We start from the raw sequence: 16,519 nt of genomic DNA on the forward strand, positions 1-16,519 counted from the left end.
TCCGCAGACTCATGGCTGAAAAACTGAATGCCGTCAAAGGCATGAACGACATATTGCCGCCCGAATCGGCGCGCTGGGAGTGGCTCGAGGCCACCGTGCGCGACCTGATGGGCCGCTTTGCATACCGCAACGTGCGCACGCCGATCCTGGAGCACACGGCGCTCTTCGTGCGCGGCATCGGCGAGGTGACCGACATCGTCGAGAAGGAGATGTACTCCTTCCAGGACCGCTCCGACAAATACGGCGACAACGACCACCTGACGCTGCGGCCCGAGAATACCGCCGGCCTCGTGCGCGCGGTGATCGAGCACAACATGCTGTACGACGGCGGCAAGCGCCTCTGGTACACGGGCCCGATGTTCCGGCGCGAGAAGCCCCAGCGCGGACGCTTTCGCCAGTTTCACCAGATCGGCGCCGAGGCGCTCGGCTTTGCCGGACCCGACGTCGATGCCGAACTGATCCTGCTGGCCAACGCCCTGTGGAAGGCCATCGGGCTGACCGACGTTCGTCTGGAGCTCAACAGCCTGGGACAGCCCGCCGAGCGCGCGCTGCACCGCGCCCAGCTCATTGCCCACTTCGAGAAGCATGCCGACAAGCTCGACGAGGACGGCAAGCGCCGCCTGCACAGCAATCCGCTGCGCATTCTCGACACCAAGAATCCGGCGATGAAGGAGGTGGTCGAGTCCGCCCCCCGGCTCATCGACTTCCTGGGTGCCGAATCGCTGGCCCACTTCGACGGCCTCAAGGCCATCCTCGATGCCAACGGCGTGGCCTACACCATCAACCCGCGGCTGGTGCGCGGCCTCGACTACTACAACCTCAGCGTGTTCGAGTTCGTCACTGATCGCCTCGGCTCGCAGGGCACGGTGTGCGCCGGCGGCCGCTACGACGACCTCATTGCGCAGATCGGCGGCAAGCCGGCGCCCGCGGTGGGATGGGCCATCGGCGTCGAGCGCGTGCTCGACCTGATGAAAGAGCAGGGCGCCGCCATTGCCGCGCCAGTGCCCGACGTCTATGCCGTGGTGCCCGATGCCGCGGCCATGCCGGTCGTGCTGCGCACTCTGCAGCAGTTGCGCGACGCCGGTGTCCGCGTGCAGATGCATGCGGCCACCGTCGACGGCATGGGAAGCTTCAAGTCCCAGTTCAAGAAAGCCGACGCCAGCGGCGCCGCCTATGCGCTGATTTTCGGCGCCGATGAACTTGCGCGCGGCGAAGTGACTCTCAAGTCGTTGCGCGACGGAAGCGGTGCGCAGAGCGCCCGCACTCTTGCCGAGGTGGCCACCTGGGCCGCCACCCTACAATCGCCGGCTCCCAACATCTGATACGCATGGCAACCCATCTCGATCTCGACGAACAGGAACAGCTCGACCAGCTCAAGCATTTCTGGAACACCTACGGCACCCTGATCACCTGGGTGGTGCTGCTCGTGGCCGGTGCCTTCGTGGCCTGGAACGGCTGGCAGTATTTCCAGCGCAACAAGGCGGCGCAGGCCGCGGCGCTCTACGACGAGGTCGAGCGCAGCACGCAGTCCGGCGACGTGGAACGCATCCAGCGCGTGCTGGGCGACATGAAAGAGCGCTTTGCCGGCACGGCCTATGCGCAGCAGGCCGGTTTGCTCGCCGCCAAGACGCTGTACGAGAAGGGCAACCTCGAAGCCTCGCGCGCAGCCCTTGGCTGGGTAGCGCAAAGCGCCGTCGATCCGGGCTACCAGGCGATCGCCAAGCTGCGGCTCGCGGCCGAGTTGCTGGACAGCAAGTCCTACGACGAAGCGCTCAAGCAGCTGTCGGGCAACGTGCCCAAGGACTTCGAGCCACTGGTGGCCGACCGCAAGGGCGACATCTACATGGCCCAGGGCAAGCGTGCTGAAGCGCAGGCCGAATACCGCAAGGCCTGGACCGGCCTTGGCGCGACATCCGATTACCGGCGCCTGGTGGAATTCAAGCTCAACGCGGCCGGCGTCGACCCGAAGAGCCTGGCACCCGTGATCACCGTCACGCCAGCAGCCCCCAAAACTTCCTGATCGCATTATGAATTTCAAGCGTCTCATGCCTGAATCGTCCGCCCTGCGTGCGGGCTCGGCCCTTCTCCTGGCAGCAATGCTGGCCGCCTGCTCCGGCACCAGCAAGCCCAAGCCGGTCGAACTGCCCGCCAACCCCGCGTTGTTCGGCGTGCGTCAAGCATGGAGCGTTCGCATTCCGGCCGTGAGCTTCCCGCTCGCCACCGACGTCAGTGGCGACATCGTCACCTTGGCCGGTACCGACGGCACTGTGGTTGCCATCGATGCGCGTGCCGGCCGCGAAACCTGGCGCGCCAACGTGGGCGCCAAGCTGGCGGCGGGCGTCGGCAGCGACGGCTCGCTGGCGGCTGTGGTCACCACCAACAACGAGCTGGTCGCCATCGAAGGCGGCAAGGTTCTGTGGAAGCAGCGGCTCTCGGCCCAGGCCTTCACAGCGCCGCTGGTGGCTGGCCGGCGCGTTTTCGTGCAGACCGCCGACCGCAGCATCACCGCCTGGGATGGCCAGAGCGGCCGCCGCCTGTGGCTGCAGCAGCGCACCGCCGAAAACCTCGTGCTGAAGAAGTCGGGTGTCCTGGTTGCGGTGGGCGACACGCTGGTGTCAGGCATCGGCGGCCGCCTGGTCGGCATCAATCCGGCCAACGGCACCTCGCGCTGGGAAGCCCCGATTGCAGCACCCCGCGGCACCAACGACGTGGAGCGCCTGGTCGATCTGACCGGAAGCGTGAGCCGTGTCGGCGACACGGTCTGTGCACGGGCCTACTACGCCAACGTGGGCTGCGTCGACACCGCGCGCGGCCAGCTGCTCTGGAGCAAGCCCGCCGTGGGCGCCGAGGGCGTGAGCGGTGACGAAAGCTTTGTCTACGGCACCGAGAGCGACGGCAGCGTCGTGGCCTGGCGTCGAGCAGACGGCGAGCGCGCCTGGCAGTCGACCCGCTTCAAGAACCGCGTCTTGACCGGCCCGCTGGCCGTGGGGCGTTCGCTGGTCATCGGCGAAAGCACGGGAACACTGCACTTCGTTTCCCGCGAAGACGGCGCGCTGCTCAACCGCGTCACGCCCGACGGTTCCGCCATCGGCGTGACCCCGGTGATGGCCGGCAACACGGTTGTCGTCGTGACTGCGAATGGCGGTGTGTTTGGATATCGCCCTGAATAATTACTTCCTGCAAGGCCCGACCATGAAAACCGCGCCCATGAAAGGCCGGCCATGAAGCCGGTCGTGGCCCTGGTCGGGCGTCCGAATGTCGGCAAGTCGACCCTGTTCAACCGCCTGACGCAGACGCGCGACGCCATCGTTGCCGACTTTGCCGGGCTCACGCGCGACCGCCATTACGGCAATGGCCGCCTGGGCAAGCACGAATTCATCGTGATCGACACCGGGGGCTTCGAGCCCGATGCCGGTAGCGGCATCTACAAGGAAATGGCCAAGCAGACGCGCCAGGCCGTGGCCGAGGCCGACGTGGTGATCTTCGTGGTCGATGCCCGCGAGGGCCTTTCGGCGCAAGACCACGACATTGCCAACGAGCTGCGCCGGCTGGGCAAGCCTTGCGTGCTGGCGGCCAACAAGGCCGAAGGCATGCACGACGGCACCAAGCTGGTCGATTTCTACGAGCTCGGCTTTGGCGACGTGCACGGCGTGTCCGCAGCGCACGGGCAGGGCATGCGCGACCTGGTCGAACTGGCGCTCGCTCCGCTGAACCTGCCTGATCCCGACGACGAGACCGACGAAGACGATGACGTCAACAAGCCGATCAAGCTGGCGGTGGCCGGCCGGCCCAACGTGGGCAAGTCCACGCTGATCAACACCTGGCTTGGCGAAGAACGCCTGGTGGCCTTCGACTTGCCGGGCACCACGCGCGATGCCATCTCGGTCCCGTTCGAACGCAACGGACAGCGCTTCGAGCTGATCGACACGGCTGGTCTGCGCCGCAAGGGCAAGGTGTTCGAGGCAATCGAGAAGTTCTCGGTCGTCAAGACGCTGCAGGCCATCGAGTCGGCCAACGTCGTGCTGCTGCTGCTCGATGCCACTCAAGGCGTGACCGACCAGGACGCGCACATTGCCGGCTATATCCTGGAAAGCGGGCGGGCAGTGGTGATTGCCATCAACAAGTGGGACGCGGTCGACAGCTATCAGCGCGAGCAGATCCAGCGCCAGATCGAAACCCGGCTGCCGTTCCTCAAGTTCGCGTCGCTGCACTTCATCTCGGCCATCAGGCGCCAGGGCCTGGGTCCCGTGTGGCAGGCCATTGCGCAGGCCCACAAGTCGGCCACGCGGAAGATGTCGACCCCCGTCCTGACCCGGCTGCTGCTGGAAGCGGTGCAGTTCCAGGCGCCAAAACGTGCGGGCATGTTCCGGCCCAAGCTGCGCTATGCGCACCAGGGCGGCATGAATCCGCCGGTGATCATCATCCATGGCAACTCGCTGGAGCATGTCACCGAGGCATACAAGCGCTTTCTCGAAGGGCGTTTTCGCAAGGAATTCGATCTGGTCGGCACGCCCTTGCGCATCCAGTTCAAAAGCTCGCAAAATCCATTTGCGGACAAGGACGATTAACGGGCTTGGCGGCTGATGGCAGCCAATGAGCTACGGCTGCGATAGAAGTTCAACCTTTTGAGAACCGTTATTTTTCAAAGGCTTTTGACCACGATTGCTGCTGTGCAGAAACCCTGTGTTAAGGTCATCTCTCCAACAACTACTCTTGAACACGGAGAATATCGTGAGCAATAAAGGGCAACTTCTACAAGACCCGTTTCTGAATACCCTGCGTCGCGAGCATGTGCCGGTTTCCATTTATTTGGTGAACGGTATCAAGCTGCAGGGCCAGATCGAGTCTTTCGACCAGTACGTCGTATTGCTTCGCAATACGGTGACGCAAATGGTCTACAAGCACGCCATTTCCACTATCGTGCCGGGTCGTGCCGTCAACTTCTCGGCTGCCGAGAACGAAGACGCCGCAGCCTGATCGCGCGGAGCGCGGCGGTAACCACCGCCGCGCTTTTTCCATATTTGATCCCGCTTGTCTGAACTGAACTCCCGCCAGGAAGGCGCCGCCGTTCTCGTCGGCGTCGATTTCGGGCTGCCCCATTTCGACAGCGAACTCGAGGAACTCGGCCTGCTTGCGCAGACCGCAGGCCTCGCGCCTGTCGCGCGCCTCATCTGCAAACGCAAGGCGCCTGACGCGGCGCTCTTCGTTGGAAGCGGCAAGGCGGACGAAATCAAGGAACTCGCCGCGCTGCATCAAGCCAGCGAGGTCATCTTCGACCAGTCACTGAGCCCCGCGCAGCAACGCAATCTCGAGCGCCAGCTCGACATTGCTGTCTACGACCGTACGTTTCTCATTCTCGAAATTTTCGCGCAGCGTGCGCGCTCCCATGAAGGCAAGCTGCAGGTCGAACTTGCCCGTCTGCAGTACCTGAGCACACGGCTGGTTCGCCGCTGGTCCCACTTGGAGCGCCAGACCGGCGGCGCAGGCGTTCGCGGCGGCCCGGGTGAAAAGCAGATCGAGCTCGACCGCCGCATGATCAGCGAATCGATCAAGCGAACGCGCGAGCGCCTGGCCAAGGTGCAGAAGCAGCGCGGCACGCAGCGCCGCCAGCGCGAGCGCCGCGAGACCTTCAACATATCGCTCGTGGGCTACACCAACGCGGGCAAGTCGTCGCTGTTCAATGCGTTGGTCAAGGCACGCGCCTATGCGGCCGACCAGCTCTTTGCCACGCTCGACACCACCACGCGCAACCTTTATCTTGGCGATGCCCGCCGGCAGGTCTCCATCTCGGACACCGTCGGGTTTATTCGCGACCTGCCGCACGGCTTGGTCGATGCATTCAAGGCCACGCTCCAAGAGGCGGTCGATGCCGATCTGCTGCTGCACGTGGTGGATGCATCCAACCCGCATTACCCCGAGCAGATGGCCGAGGTGCAATCGGTACTTCGCGACATCGGCGCCGACACTGTTCCGCAGCTTTTGGTATTCAACAAGCTCGATGCTCTTGAAACTGCGCAGCATCCGCTGCATCTGCAGGACGACATGGAAGTCGACGGCGTGCGGGTCCCGCGTATCTTCCTCAGCGCCCGCAGCGGCGAGGGCGTGCCCTTGCTGCGTGCCGAGCTGGCCCGGCGCTCAGGCTCCGTGGGCGATACGATGACCCCAGAAGCCGACACTGAATTGCACGATACCGCCAATTGATTGGGCACAATCCCGCCACTGACAAGAGAACGAAGCGAATGAATGCAAAGCCAGCGTGGAGAGGGTTTCTGGGCATGTTCAACCTGAACGACGGCCGTTGGGGCCGTGGCGACGAGCCCGCCTCCAACGGCGATCGCCCAACCGGCAATCGACCCCCTGACGCCGATCCCCCGGGCGCGCCGACGCCACCGCCTTCGGGCAGCAACAACAACGGCAACCGCCCGCGCGGTCAAGGCCCCAACCAGGGACCGCCCGACCTCGATGAACTCTGGCGCGACCTCAATCGCAAGCTGGGCGGCTTTTTTGGCGGCAAGGGCGGCGGCAATCGGCCCAGCGGCGGCAGCAATGGCGGCGGTGGCAACGGCTACAGGCCCGATATGAAAAATGCCGGTTTCGGCCTCGGGCTGGTGGCGGCAGTGGCCGTCCTCATCTGGCTCGGCACCGGCTTCTTCATCGTGAACGAAGGCCAGCAGGCCGTGGTCACCCAGTTCGGCCGCTACAAGGCGACCGTGGGCGCGGGCTTCAATTGGCGCCTGCCATACCCGATCCAGCGCCACGAAGTGGTCGTGGTCACGCAGATCCGCTCCACCGACGTGGGCCGCGATGCCATCGTGCGGACCACCGGTCTGCGCGAGTCGGCCATGCTGACCGAGGACGAGAACATCGTCGAGATCAAGTTCGCCGTGCAATATCGCCTGAGCGATGCGCGCGCCTACCTGTACGAAAGCAAGTCGCCGAGCGAAACCGTGGTGCAGGTGGCCGAAACTGCCGTGCGCGAGGTGGTCGGCAAGATGAAGATGGATGCGGCCCTTGCCGAGGAGCGCGACCAGATTGCACCGCGCGTGCGCACGCTGATGCAGACCATCCTCGACCGCTACAAGGTCGGCGTCGAAGTCGTCAACATCAACTTGCAGCAGGGCGGCGTGCGTCCGCCCGAGCAGGTGCAGGCCGCCTTCGACGACGTGCTCAAGGCCGGCCAGGAGCGCGAGCGCGCCAAGAACGAAGCCCAGGCCTATGCCAACGACGTGGTGCCGCGCGCTACGGGTACCGCATCGCGGCTCAAGGAGGAGTCCGAAGCCTACAAGGCGCGCATCGTCGCGCAGGCGCAGGGCGATGCCGGCCGCTTCAGCGCGGTGCTGGCCGAATACCAGAAGGCGCCGCAGGTCACGCGTGACCGCATGTACACCGATGCCATGCAGCAGATCTATGCAAGTACCACCAAGGTATTGGTCGACACCAAGCAAGGTTCCAACCTGCTCTACCTGCCACTCGACAAGCTCATGCAACAGAGTGGCAGCAACTCCGTGGCGACGCCGGTCGATGCCGCCAGCCCCAGCGTGGCCGGCACTGCACCGGCCCAGTCGTCGGTGATTCCGGTGGCGCCGGCCACGGGCGACAACCGTGCCCGCGACGGCCGCTCGCGCGACCGCGACGTGCGTTGAAAAGGCCAAGAAGAACATGAACAGAATCGGATTCATCGCCTCGTCGATCCTCGTGCTGCTGGTGCTGCTGAGCTCGACCCTCTTCGTCGTCGACCAGCGCCAGTTCGGCGTGGTGTACGCCCTCGGCCAGATCAAGCAGGTCATCACCGAGCCGGGGCTGAACTTCAAGCTGCCGCCGCCGTTCCAGAACGTCTCGTACATCGACAAGCGGCTGCTCACGCTCTCCAGCCTCGACACCGAGCCCATGCTCACGGCCGAGAAGCAGCGCGTGGTGATCGACTGGTATGTGCGCTGGCGCATCACCGATCCGCAGGCCTACATCCGCAACGTCGGTCTCGACGAGAACGCGGGCGCCACGCAGCTCAACCGGGTGGTGCGCAACGCCTTCCAGGAAAACGTCAACAAGCGCACCGTGCGCGACCTGATCTCCGTGCGCCGCGAGGCCCTCATGGCCGACGTGCAACGCGAAGTGCTGGCCGTGGTGAAGGGCGCCAAGCCCTGGGGCGTGGACGTGGTCGACGTGCGCATCACGCGTGTCGACTATGTGGAAGCCATCACCGAATCGGTCTATCGCCGCATGGAGGCCGAGCGCAAGCGCGTTGCCAACGAACTGCGCTCGACCGGCTATGCCGAAGGCGAAAAGATCCGCGCCGATGCCGATCGGCAGCGTGAAGTGATCGTGGCGAACGCCTACCGCGACGCCCAGAAGATCAAGGGCGAGGGCGATGCCCAGGCCGCGTCCGCCTACAGCGAAGCCTTCGGCCGCGATGCGCAGTTTGCGCAGTTCTACCGCAGCCTGGAGGCCTACAAGCAGAGCTTCAACAAGAAGAGCGACGTGATGGTGGTCGACCCGTCATCGGACTTCTTCCGCGCCATGCAGGGCGCCGGCACGCCGGCAGGCAACGCGCCGCGCCGCTAGGGCTCCGGGGCGGGCCTTTCGTGAGCGCCGAAATATTCTGGAGCGCGCTGGCGCTGGTCCTGGTGATCGAAGGCATCCTGCCTTTCGTGTCGCCGGGCGGCTGGCGGCGCGGCTTTACCCAGCTCATGCAGCTGCGCGATGGCCAGCTGCGTTTCTTCGGACTTTGCTGCATCTTGGTGGGTTTGCTCCTTCTTTGGGTTTTGGGGTAGCTCGGTCCCGGTAGAATCCCGGTTTAACCAAGCCCCCGATCCCCATGTCCGCCTGGGTCCTCCCGGATCACATTGCCGATGTGCTGCCCTCCGAGGCGCGCCACATCGAAGAACTTCGACGCCAGCTGCTCGATACCGCCCGTGGCTATGGCTACGAGTTGGTGATGCCGCCGCTGCTCGAGCACCTCGAGTCGCTGCTTTCGGGCACCGGCGAGGCGCTCGACCTTCAAACCTTCAAGCTCGTCGACCAGCTCTCCGGCCGCAGCATGGGCCTGCGAGCCGACACCACCCCCCAGGTGGCGCGCATCGATGCCCATCTGCTGAACCGCGAAGGCGTGGCGCGCCTGTGCTACTGCGGGCCGGTGCTGCACACCCGCCCCGACCGGCCGCATGCCACCCGCGAGCCGCTGCAGTTCGGGGCCGAAATCTATGGCCACGCCGGCCTTGAAGCCGACACAGAGGTCCTGCTGCTGGCGCTCGACTGCCTCCATGCGGCGGGCATTGGCGAGGGCCTGATCGTCGACCTGGCAGATGCGCGCATCGTGCGGGCGCTGTTCGCCGGGGTGTCGGTCGACGCATCGGTGCTGGCGCGCGTGCATGCGGCGCTGGTGGCCAAGGACGCGAGCGAGCTGCATGCGCTCACGCGCGATTTCCCGGCACCGTCGCGCGACGGTTTGCGCGCGCTGGTCCAGCTTTACGGCGATGCGTCGGTGCTCGACGAGGCCGCCAAAGCCCTCAAGGGCACGCCCGCCGTGAGCACGGCGCTGGCCGGACTGAAGCAACTGGCCGACAGCCTGCAGGGCGATTCGGCACGGCAGATCAGCTTCGACCTGGCCGACCTGCGCGGCTACGCCTACTACAGCGGCATGCGCTTTGGCATCTACGTGCCGGGCGCGGCCGATGCGCTGGTGCGCGGCGGCCGCTACGACGAAGTCGGCGCCGTGTTCGGACGCAACCGCCCGGCTGTGGGCTTCAGCCTCGACGTGCGAGAGCTGGTCGGCGTGCTGCCGGCACGCCCGCTGCGCGCCGCCATCCGCGCCCCGTGGAGCGACGCAGCCGGGCTGCGCCAGGCCATTGCCGGGTTGCGCAAGGCCGGCGAAACCGTGGTCTGCGTGCTGCCGGGCCACGGCAGCGAGATCGATGAATTCCATTGCGACCGCGAGCTCGTCGAGCAAGCAGGGCAGTGGCAAGTCCGAGCCATCTGAATTTTTGAAGTAATGGAACGAGCATGAGCGTAACCACCGGAAGAAACGTGGTCGTCGTCGGCACCCAATGGGGCGATGAGGGCAAAGGCAAGCTGGTCGATTGGCTGACCGAAAGCGCCCAGGGCGTGGTCCGCTTCCAGGGCGGCCACAACGCGGGCCACACGCTGGTCATCAACGGCGTGAAGACGGCGCTGCACCTGATCCCCAGCGGCATCATGCGGCCAGGGGTCAAGTGCTACATCGGCAACGGTGTGGTGCTGTCGGCCGCCAAGCTGTTCGAGGAAATCGAAGGGCTGGAGAAGGCCGGCGTCGAAGTGCGCTCCCGCCTGCGCATCAGCGAGGCCTGCCCGCTGATCCTGCCGTTTCACGCCGCACTCGACATCGCACGCGAGACCTACCGCGAAAAGGGCGGTGTCGAGAAGATCGGCACCACCGGCCGCGGCATCGGTCCGGCCTACGAAGACAAGATTGCCCGCCGTGCGCTGCGCGTGCAGGACCTGAAGCACCCCGACCGCTTTGCGACCAAGCTGCGCGTGCTGCTCGATCTGCACAACCACGTGCTGACCCAGGTGCTCGGCGCTCCCGCCATTGACTTCGACACCGTGTTCGACGAGGCCATGCGCCACGCCGTGCTGCTCAAGCCGATGATGGCCGACGTCTCGCGCGAGTTGAACGATGCGCACAAGGCCGGCGCCAACCTGCTGTTCGAAGGCGCGCAGGGCACACTGCTCGACGTGGACCACGGCACCTACCCGTACGTTACCTCGAGCAACTGCGTGGCCGGCAACGCCGCCGCCGGCTCGGGCGTGGGCCCGGGCATGCTGCACTACATCCTGGGCATCACCAAGGCCTACTGCACCCGCGTGGGCGGCGGTCCGTTCCCCACCGAGCTCGACTGGGCCACGCCGGGTACGCCCGGCTACCACATGAGCACCGTGGGCGCCGAAAAGGGCGTGACGACCGGCCGCAGCCGCCGTTGCGGCTGGTTCGACGCGGCGCTGCTGAAGCGCTCGGCGCAGGTCAACGGCCTGTCGGGCCTGTGCATCACCAAGCTCGACGTGCTGGACGGACTCGAAAAGCTCGAACTCTGCACCGGCTACGAACTCGATGGCGAAACCACCGACATCCTGCCGATGGGAGCCGACGAGATCGAGCGCTGCACGCCCATCTACGAAACCCTCGAAGGTTGGACCGAAAGTACGGTCGGCGTCACGCAGTACGACAAGTTGCCGGTTAATGCGCGGCTCTACCTGCAGCGCATCGAGCAAATCACGGGCGTCCCGATCCACATGGTGTCGACCAGCCCCGATCGCGACCACACGATCATGATGCGCCACCCCTACCTTGCTGACTGACCAGGAACGAACCCCACCATGTTGACCGAAGACGGCAAGCATCTCTACGTCAGCTATGACGAGTACCACAACCTGATCGAGAAACTCGCGATCAAGATTCACCAGTCGGGCTGGCAGTTCGACACCATTCTGTGCCTGGCACGCGGCGGCATGCGCCCCGGCGACGTGCTTTCGCGGATCTTCGACAAGCCGCTGGCGATCATGTCGACCAGTTCGTACCGCGCCGATGCCGGCACGGTGCAAGGCCACCTCGACATCGCCCGCTTCATCACCACGCCCAAGGGCGAGATCGCGGGCAGGGTGCTGCTGGTGGACGACCTCGCCGATTCGGGCCACACGCTGCACGCCGTCATGGACATGCTGCGCAACAACTACAAGCCCATCAGCGAGCTGCGCAGCGCGGTGCTCTGGACCAAGGCGCTCTCGACCTTCACGCCCGACTACTCGGTCGAGTACCTGGCCACCAACCCGTGGATCCACCAGCCGTTCGAAGGCTACGACGCGCTCGGCCCCGAGAAGCTGCTCGAAAAGTGGTCGGTCTGACCTGATCCACGCACGCCGGTTGCCCGCTCAGCCGGCCGAATCGAACATCGCGGTGTAGCGCCGCTGCATCTCCTCCGGCGTCAGCTGCTCGATGCTGTGGCCCACGTTCCAGCGATGCCCGAAGGGGTCGCGGAACACGCCGGAACGCTCCCCATAAAACTGGTCTTGCGGTGCCATGTCGAGCGTGGCACCGGCCGCGACGGCGCGGGCTACCACAACGTCCGCGTCGTCCACATGCAGGTGCAGCGTCACCGCGGTGCCGCCGAGCGTCTTGGCGCTGCGGATGTTGTATTCGGCAAACTCGTCCGACAGCATGAGGATGGCGCCGTTGTGAAAGTCGAGTTCCGCATGCCCGATGCGGCCGCTGGGCTCTACAAGGCGGAAGATCTCCTTCACCTCGAAGACCTTGCAGTAGAACTCGATGGCGGCGCCGGCATCGTCGACACAGAGGTACGGGAACAGTTCGTGGATTGCCATGTGGATTGCCTTTCCGGACAAAGAAGAAGCGGGGCAGGGCGACATTCTGGGCTCTGCACGGCTGCTTTCTCAAGCCTTGGGCCGCGGGGGTGCCCCAGGTCGGTCGTTCGCCGGGCGGCGGCCGCGCTAGCATCTGCACATGAGCAAGCCTTCCACGACCCTGATCCACCATCCCTACACCCCGCCCGCCAACTTTGCGGCGCCGCAGCCGGGCATCTACAAGGCCTCGACCGTGTTTTTCGCCGACGTGGCTGCCATGCGCGCACGCGACTGGAAGACCAAGGCCGGCTACACCTACGGCCTGCACGGCACGCCAACGACCTTCACGCTCGAGGAGCGCCTGGCCACGCTCGAGGGCGGGACCGAATGCCTGCTGGTACCGAGCGGGCTCGCGGCCATTTCGCTGGTGTCCTTTGCCTTCCTGAAAAGCGGCGACGAGGTGCTGATTCCCGACAACGCCTACGGCCCCAACAAGGCGCTGGCCACTGGCGAACTGGCCAACTTCGGCATCACGCACCGCATGTACGACGCAATGAACCCGGCCGACCTGGCTGCCAAGCTGTCGGACCGCACGCGGCTGGTGTGGGTGGAGGCGGCGGGCTCGGTGACCATGGAGTTTCCCGATCTGCCGGCGCTCGTGAACGTCTGCCGCGCGCGCGGGGTGGTCACCGCGCTGGACAACACCTGGGGCGCCGGCCTGGCCTTCGCGCCTTTCGATTTCAACGGCAGCGGGCAGGGCGTGGACGTCTCGGTGCATGCGCTCACCAAGTACCCGAGCGGCGGCGGCGACGTGCTGATGGGCAGTGTCGTCACCCGCGACGATCGCCTGCACCGCGCGCTCAAGCTCACCCACATGCGCATGGGCTTCGGCGTGGGCGTGGGCGACGTGGAGACGCTGCTGCGCTCGCTGCCAAGCATCGGGCTGCGCTATGCCGCGCACGACCGTTCGGCGCGCGAACTGGCGCGCTGGCTCAGCGGCCGCGACGAGATCGCCCAGGTGCTCCATCCCGCGCTCGAAGAATCGCCCGGCCATGCCAACTGGCGTGCGCTGTGCGGCGCGTCCGACCTAGCCGCCGGCCTCTTCTCGATCGTGTTCGACGAGCAGTTCAGCACCGAGCAGGTCGACCGCTTCTGCGACAGCCTGAAGCTCTTTCGCCTCGGGTATTCGTGGGGTGGCCCGGTCAGCCTGGTGGTGCCCTACGACATCGGCCTTATGCGCGACCAGGCCGTGGCACGCTGGCCGCACAAGGGCACGCTGGTGCGATTCTCGGTCGGCCTCGAAGACGTGGAAGACCTGCGGGCCGACTTGCAACAGGCGCTGGCGCGGCTCTAGGGGCCGTTGGGCTGGGTTCATGTTCCAGCGCTATCCGGTTTGAAAGGTGTGTTCGAGTTCGAAACGGCACCCCGCCCGCCGCCTTGAGACCGCACCGTTATCGCTTACAGTAGGCGACGCACAGTCACCGGGACTGTCTCGCCTCAAGGAGAAGCAGTGGCAACACCAAATTACGGCTACGAAAAGCGCCAGAAAGAACTGGCCAAGAAAAAGAAGAAGGAAGAAAAGCTCCGCGAGAAGGCCAATCGGAAGCTATCTCCAAGCAGCGATGGCCTTGCGCCGGGCGACCCGGAAACCGATGTCGCGTCGCTGGAACGCGATCCGCCCACCGTCCCCGAGCTGCCCACCAAGAACGGTTGATTCTTCGAAACCGGGCTCTCGACGAAAAAAGCCGCCGCAGGCCTTCGGGCTTGCAGCGGCTTTTTGCTTTTGAGCCCAGCCTATTTGGCCGCCAGCAGCTTGCGCAGCTCCGGCCAGACGTTGTCGAGCAGCTGCGGCTGGGCCGCGGCGGTGGGATGGATTCGGTCCGCCTGGAACAGCGAGAGCGCATCGGGCGCGTCGGCGACGCCCTTGAGCAGGAACGGCACCAGCGCGGCCTTGGTGGCGCCGGCCACCTTGCCGAACACGGCCTCGAAGCGCCGTGTGTAGTCGCCGCCGTAGTTTGGCGGCACCTGGATGCCGACGATCAGCACCTTGGCGCCCGCCGCCTGCGCGGCCTTGGTGATCTGCAGCAGGTTGTCCTCGGTGTTCTGCAGCGGCAGGCCCCGCAGCGCGTCGTTGGCACCCAGCTCGACCACCACGTGGCTGGGCTTGTGCTGCGCCAGCAGCGAGGCAAAGCGGGCCCGCCCGCCCGAGGTGGTGTCGCCGCTGATGCTGGCGTTGACCACCGTGGCGGGGATCTTTTGCGCCACGAGGCGCTTTTCGAGCAGGGGCACCCAGCCTTCGCCACGCTTGAGGCCGTACTCGGCGCTCAGCGAATCGCCCAGCACCAGAATCACCGGCTGGCGGGGCGCCGCAGCCTGTGCGGCCTGGGCGTGCGCCAGCCCCGATGTCCCTGCGCTGCCGAATGCGGCCGCGGTCAAGATAAAGTCACGTCGATTCAAAACGAAAAGCCTTTTCATGTCCCAACCCTCGCCTGATGCCATTGTCGCTGTCGAGCACGTGTTCAAGTCGGTGACCGACTCGACCGGCACGCTCGACATTTTGCAGAACATCGATTTCACCCTGGGGGCGCGGGAAACTGCCGCCATTGTCGGCGCCTCGGGCTCGGGCAAGAGCACCTTGCTGTCGATCATCGCCGGCCTTGACACGCCCACCCGCGGCACGGTCAGGCTGGCGGGGGACGACATCTTCGCCATCGACGAGGACGAGCGCGCCGCGCTGCGTGCCCAGCGCGTGGGTTTCGTGTTCCAGAGCTTCCAGCTGCTGGGCAACCTGAGCGCCCTGGAAAACGTGATGCTGCCGCTCGAGCTGGCCGACCGCAAGGACGCCCGCAAGGCCGCCACCGAGATGCTCGGGCGCGTCGGGCTCGGGCAGCGCCTGGGGCACTACCCCAAAGTGCTGTCGGGCGGCGAGCAGCAGCGCGTGGCGCTCGCACGGGCCTTCGTGGTGCAGCCGGCCCTGCTGCTGGCCGATGAACCCACCGGCAGCCTCGACTTCGCGACCGGCGAGCAGGTCATGCGGCTGATGTTCGACCTCAACCGCGAGCTTGGCACCACGCTCGTGCTCGTCACCCATGACCGCGGCATCGCGGCCCAGTGCGAACGCCGCATCACCATCGAGGCCGGGCAAATGGCGCTCAACGAGTCCAGGCCCGTTCTGGTGGCCTCGCTCGAAGCATGATCGTCCCCCGGTTCTGGGCCGAAGGCCGCATTCAGGAGCAGGTGGCGGGCAAGCAGATTACCGTGCGGCGCTACGGCTGGTCCGACGACAGCCCGATCGCCGCGCAGGCGCATGCCGACGAGCGCACGAGAGAGGCGTTCGATCGCATTGCCAGTGGCGAGAAGCTCAACCGCCGCGAGCGAAAGCTGGCCTACAACGGGGCCGAAGGCGTGCCCATCCGCGAAGAGATCATCGAGCGGCAGGGCGACACCGTCATCACCCGCAACAGCTACGGTGCGCGCTGCCTCAACACGCCCGACGTGCTGTTCGTCGACATCGATTTCGACGAGCCCCTGCGCGGCAGCCTGTTTGCCTTTGCAATTGCGCCCGCACTCATCGCCGGCGTCGTCGGCGGCTGGACTGCCAAGACCTGGGAGGGCGGGCTCATCGCCGCCATCGTGGTCTTCATCGTCGCCTACCGCATCGGCCTGGCCAAGAAGCGCGGCGAGGCCAGCAGCAACCCCGCGCCCGAGAAGCGCGCGGCCGACCGGATCGGGCGCTTCGTCCATCAGCATCCCGACTGGCACCTGCGCCTCTATCGCACGCCGGCCGGCTTCCGGGTGCTGGCCATGCACGACGTCTTCAGCCCGGCCGACATGGCGGTTGCGGACTGCTTCCACGCGCTGGGCGTGGACAAGACCTATGCGCGCATGTGCCGCAACCAGAACTGCTTTCGCGCCCGCCTGAGCGCCAAGCCCTGGCGCATCGGCATCGGCGAGCACATCCGGCCGCGGCCGGGCGTGTGGCCCGTGTCGCCCGAGAAGCTGCCCGTGCGCGATGCCTGGGTTGCGCACTACGAAAAGGCCGCAGAGGGCCATGCCGCCTGCCAGTACCTGGAGAGCGCCGGCAACAGCGCGCGCGTGCATCCGAATGCGCTGGCCGTGCAGGAACTGCACGACGAACGGACCCGGGCGCACAGCGGATTGCCTATTGCATGAAGGAGAGGGCGCGCAG

18 protein-coding genes are annotated in these 16,519 nt (G+C 65.9%); 16 read left to right on the forward strand and 2 right to left on the reverse strand.

Annotated elements, in window-relative coordinates; translation table 11 throughout:
- The first annotated feature begins 11 nt into the window (after nt 1-11).
- From hisS to ASC78_RS03400, 12 genes are all read left to right on the forward strand, one after another.
- On the forward strand, nt 12-1,322 hold the full coding sequence (gene hisS, locus ASC78_RS03345) for a histidine--tRNA ligase (RefSeq protein ID WP_055796351.1): 1,311 nt from the start codon (nt 12-14) through the stop codon (nt 1,320-1,322).
- A gap of 5 nt (nt 1,323-1,327) precedes the next feature.
- On the forward strand, nt 1,328-2,020 hold the full coding sequence (locus ASC78_RS03350; protein WP_055796354.1) for a YfgM family protein: 693 nt from the start codon (nt 1,328-1,330) through the stop codon (nt 2,018-2,020).
- A 7-nt stretch (nt 2,021-2,027) separates the two neighbouring features.
- Complete coding sequence (gene bamB, locus ASC78_RS03355; protein ID WP_055796357.1) at nt 2,028-3,170, forward strand: outer membrane protein assembly factor BamB; 1,143 nt, start codon at nt 2,028-2,030, stop codon at nt 3,168-3,170.
- Nucleotides 3,171-3,221: 51 nt separating this feature from the next.
- Nucleotides 3,222-4,568, forward strand: a complete 1,347-nt coding sequence (gene der, locus ASC78_RS03360) for a ribosome biogenesis GTPase Der (RefSeq protein WP_055796360.1) — start codon at nt 3,222-3,224, stop codon at nt 4,566-4,568.
- Nucleotides 4,569-4,731: 163 nt separating this feature from the next.
- Nucleotides 4,732-4,977: an RNA chaperone Hfq gene (hfq, locus tag ASC78_RS03365; protein ID WP_055796495.1), complete on the forward strand. Its 246-nt coding sequence runs from the start codon at nt 4,732-4,734 to the stop codon at nt 4,975-4,977.
- Between the two features lie 54 nt (nt 4,978-5,031).
- On the forward strand, nt 5,032-6,201 hold the full coding sequence (hflX, locus tag ASC78_RS03370) for a GTPase HflX (RefSeq protein ID WP_055796363.1): 1,170 nt from the start codon (nt 5,032-5,034) through the stop codon (nt 6,199-6,201).
- Between the two features lie 74 nt (nt 6,202-6,275).
- Nucleotides 6,276-7,643: an FtsH protease activity modulator HflK gene (gene hflK / locus ASC78_RS03375; protein WP_055796366.1), complete on the forward strand. Its 1,368-nt coding sequence runs from the start codon at nt 6,276-6,278 to the stop codon at nt 7,641-7,643.
- Nucleotides 7,644-7,659: 16 nt separating this feature from the next.
- On the forward strand, nt 7,660-8,562 hold the full coding sequence (hflC, locus tag ASC78_RS03380) for a protease modulator HflC (protein WP_055796500.1): 903 nt from the start codon (nt 7,660-7,662) through the stop codon (nt 8,560-8,562).
- A 20-nt stretch (nt 8,563-8,582) separates the two neighbouring features.
- Entirely contained in the window at nt 8,583-8,771 is a 189-nt protein-coding gene (locus ASC78_RS03385) for a DUF2065 domain-containing protein (protein WP_055796367.1), read from the forward strand.
- 44 nt (nt 8,772-8,815) lie between these two features.
- Nucleotides 8,816-9,976 (forward strand): ATP phosphoribosyltransferase regulatory subunit, encoded by a 1,161-nt coding sequence (locus ASC78_RS03390; protein WP_055796370.1) that lies wholly within the window; start codon nt 8,816-8,818, stop codon nt 9,974-9,976.
- A 23-nt stretch (nt 9,977-9,999) separates the two neighbouring features.
- Nucleotides 10,000-11,331: an adenylosuccinate synthase gene (locus ASC78_RS03395; protein WP_055796373.1), complete on the forward strand. Its 1,332-nt coding sequence runs from the start codon at nt 10,000-10,002 to the stop codon at nt 11,329-11,331.
- A gap of 18 nt (nt 11,332-11,349) precedes the next feature.
- A complete protein-coding gene (locus ASC78_RS03400; RefSeq protein ID WP_055796376.1) occupies nt 11,350-11,874 on the forward strand; it encodes a phosphoribosyltransferase in 525 nt (174 codons plus the stop codon).
- Between the two features lie 27 nt (nt 11,875-11,901).
- On the opposite strand, the gene ASC78_RS03405 is transcribed toward ASC78_RS03400, so the two are convergent.
- Nucleotides 11,902-12,351, reverse strand: coding sequence for a VOC family protein (locus ASC78_RS03405; protein WP_055796379.1), 450 nt, complete (start codon nt 12,349-12,351; stop codon nt 11,902-11,904).
- Between the two features lie 139 nt (nt 12,352-12,490).
- On the opposite strand from ASC78_RS03405, the gene ASC78_RS03410 reads away from it, so the two are divergent.
- Both ASC78_RS03410 and ASC78_RS03415 read left to right on the forward strand, forming a co-directional pair.
- A complete protein-coding gene (locus tag ASC78_RS03410) occupies nt 12,491-13,684 on the forward strand; it encodes a cystathionine beta-lyase (protein WP_055796382.1) in 1,194 nt (397 codons plus the stop codon).
- 156 nt (nt 13,685-13,840) lie between these two features.
- Nucleotides 13,841-14,044 carry a hypothetical protein gene (locus tag ASC78_RS03415; protein ID WP_055796387.1) on the forward strand — a complete coding sequence of 68 codons (204 nt, stop codon included), beginning with the start codon at nt 13,841-13,843 and terminating at the stop codon, nt 14,042-14,044.
- Between the two features lie 80 nt (nt 14,045-14,124).
- Here ASC78_RS03415 and ASC78_RS03420 read toward each other — a convergent pair whose 3' ends face one another.
- Complete coding sequence (locus ASC78_RS03420; RefSeq protein ID WP_055796391.1) at nt 14,125-14,805, reverse strand: arylesterase; 681 nt, start codon at nt 14,803-14,805, stop codon at nt 14,125-14,127.
- Between ASC78_RS03420 and ASC78_RS03425 the strand changes: the two genes are divergently transcribed.
- Entirely contained in the window at nt 14,804-15,526 is a 723-nt protein-coding gene (locus tag ASC78_RS03425; protein WP_055796394.1) for an ABC transporter ATP-binding protein, read from the forward strand. The two genes, ASC78_RS03420 and ASC78_RS03425, sit on opposite strands and share 2 nt — an antisense overlap.
- The gene (locus tag ASC78_RS03430) at nt 15,523-16,503 is read left to right on the forward strand and encodes a hypothetical protein (RefSeq protein ID WP_055796396.1); all 981 of its coding nucleotides are present in this window, start codon (nt 15,523-15,525) and stop codon (nt 16,501-16,503) included. Before ASC78_RS03425 ends, ASC78_RS03430 begins: the two co-directional genes overlap by 4 nt.
- The last annotated feature ends 16 nt before the right edge of the window (nt 16,504-16,519 follow it).

It is taken from the genome of Variovorax sp. Root318D1 (assembly GCF_001424835.1).
GTDB lineage: Bacteria > Pseudomonadota > Gammaproteobacteria > Burkholderiales > Burkholderiaceae_C > Variovorax.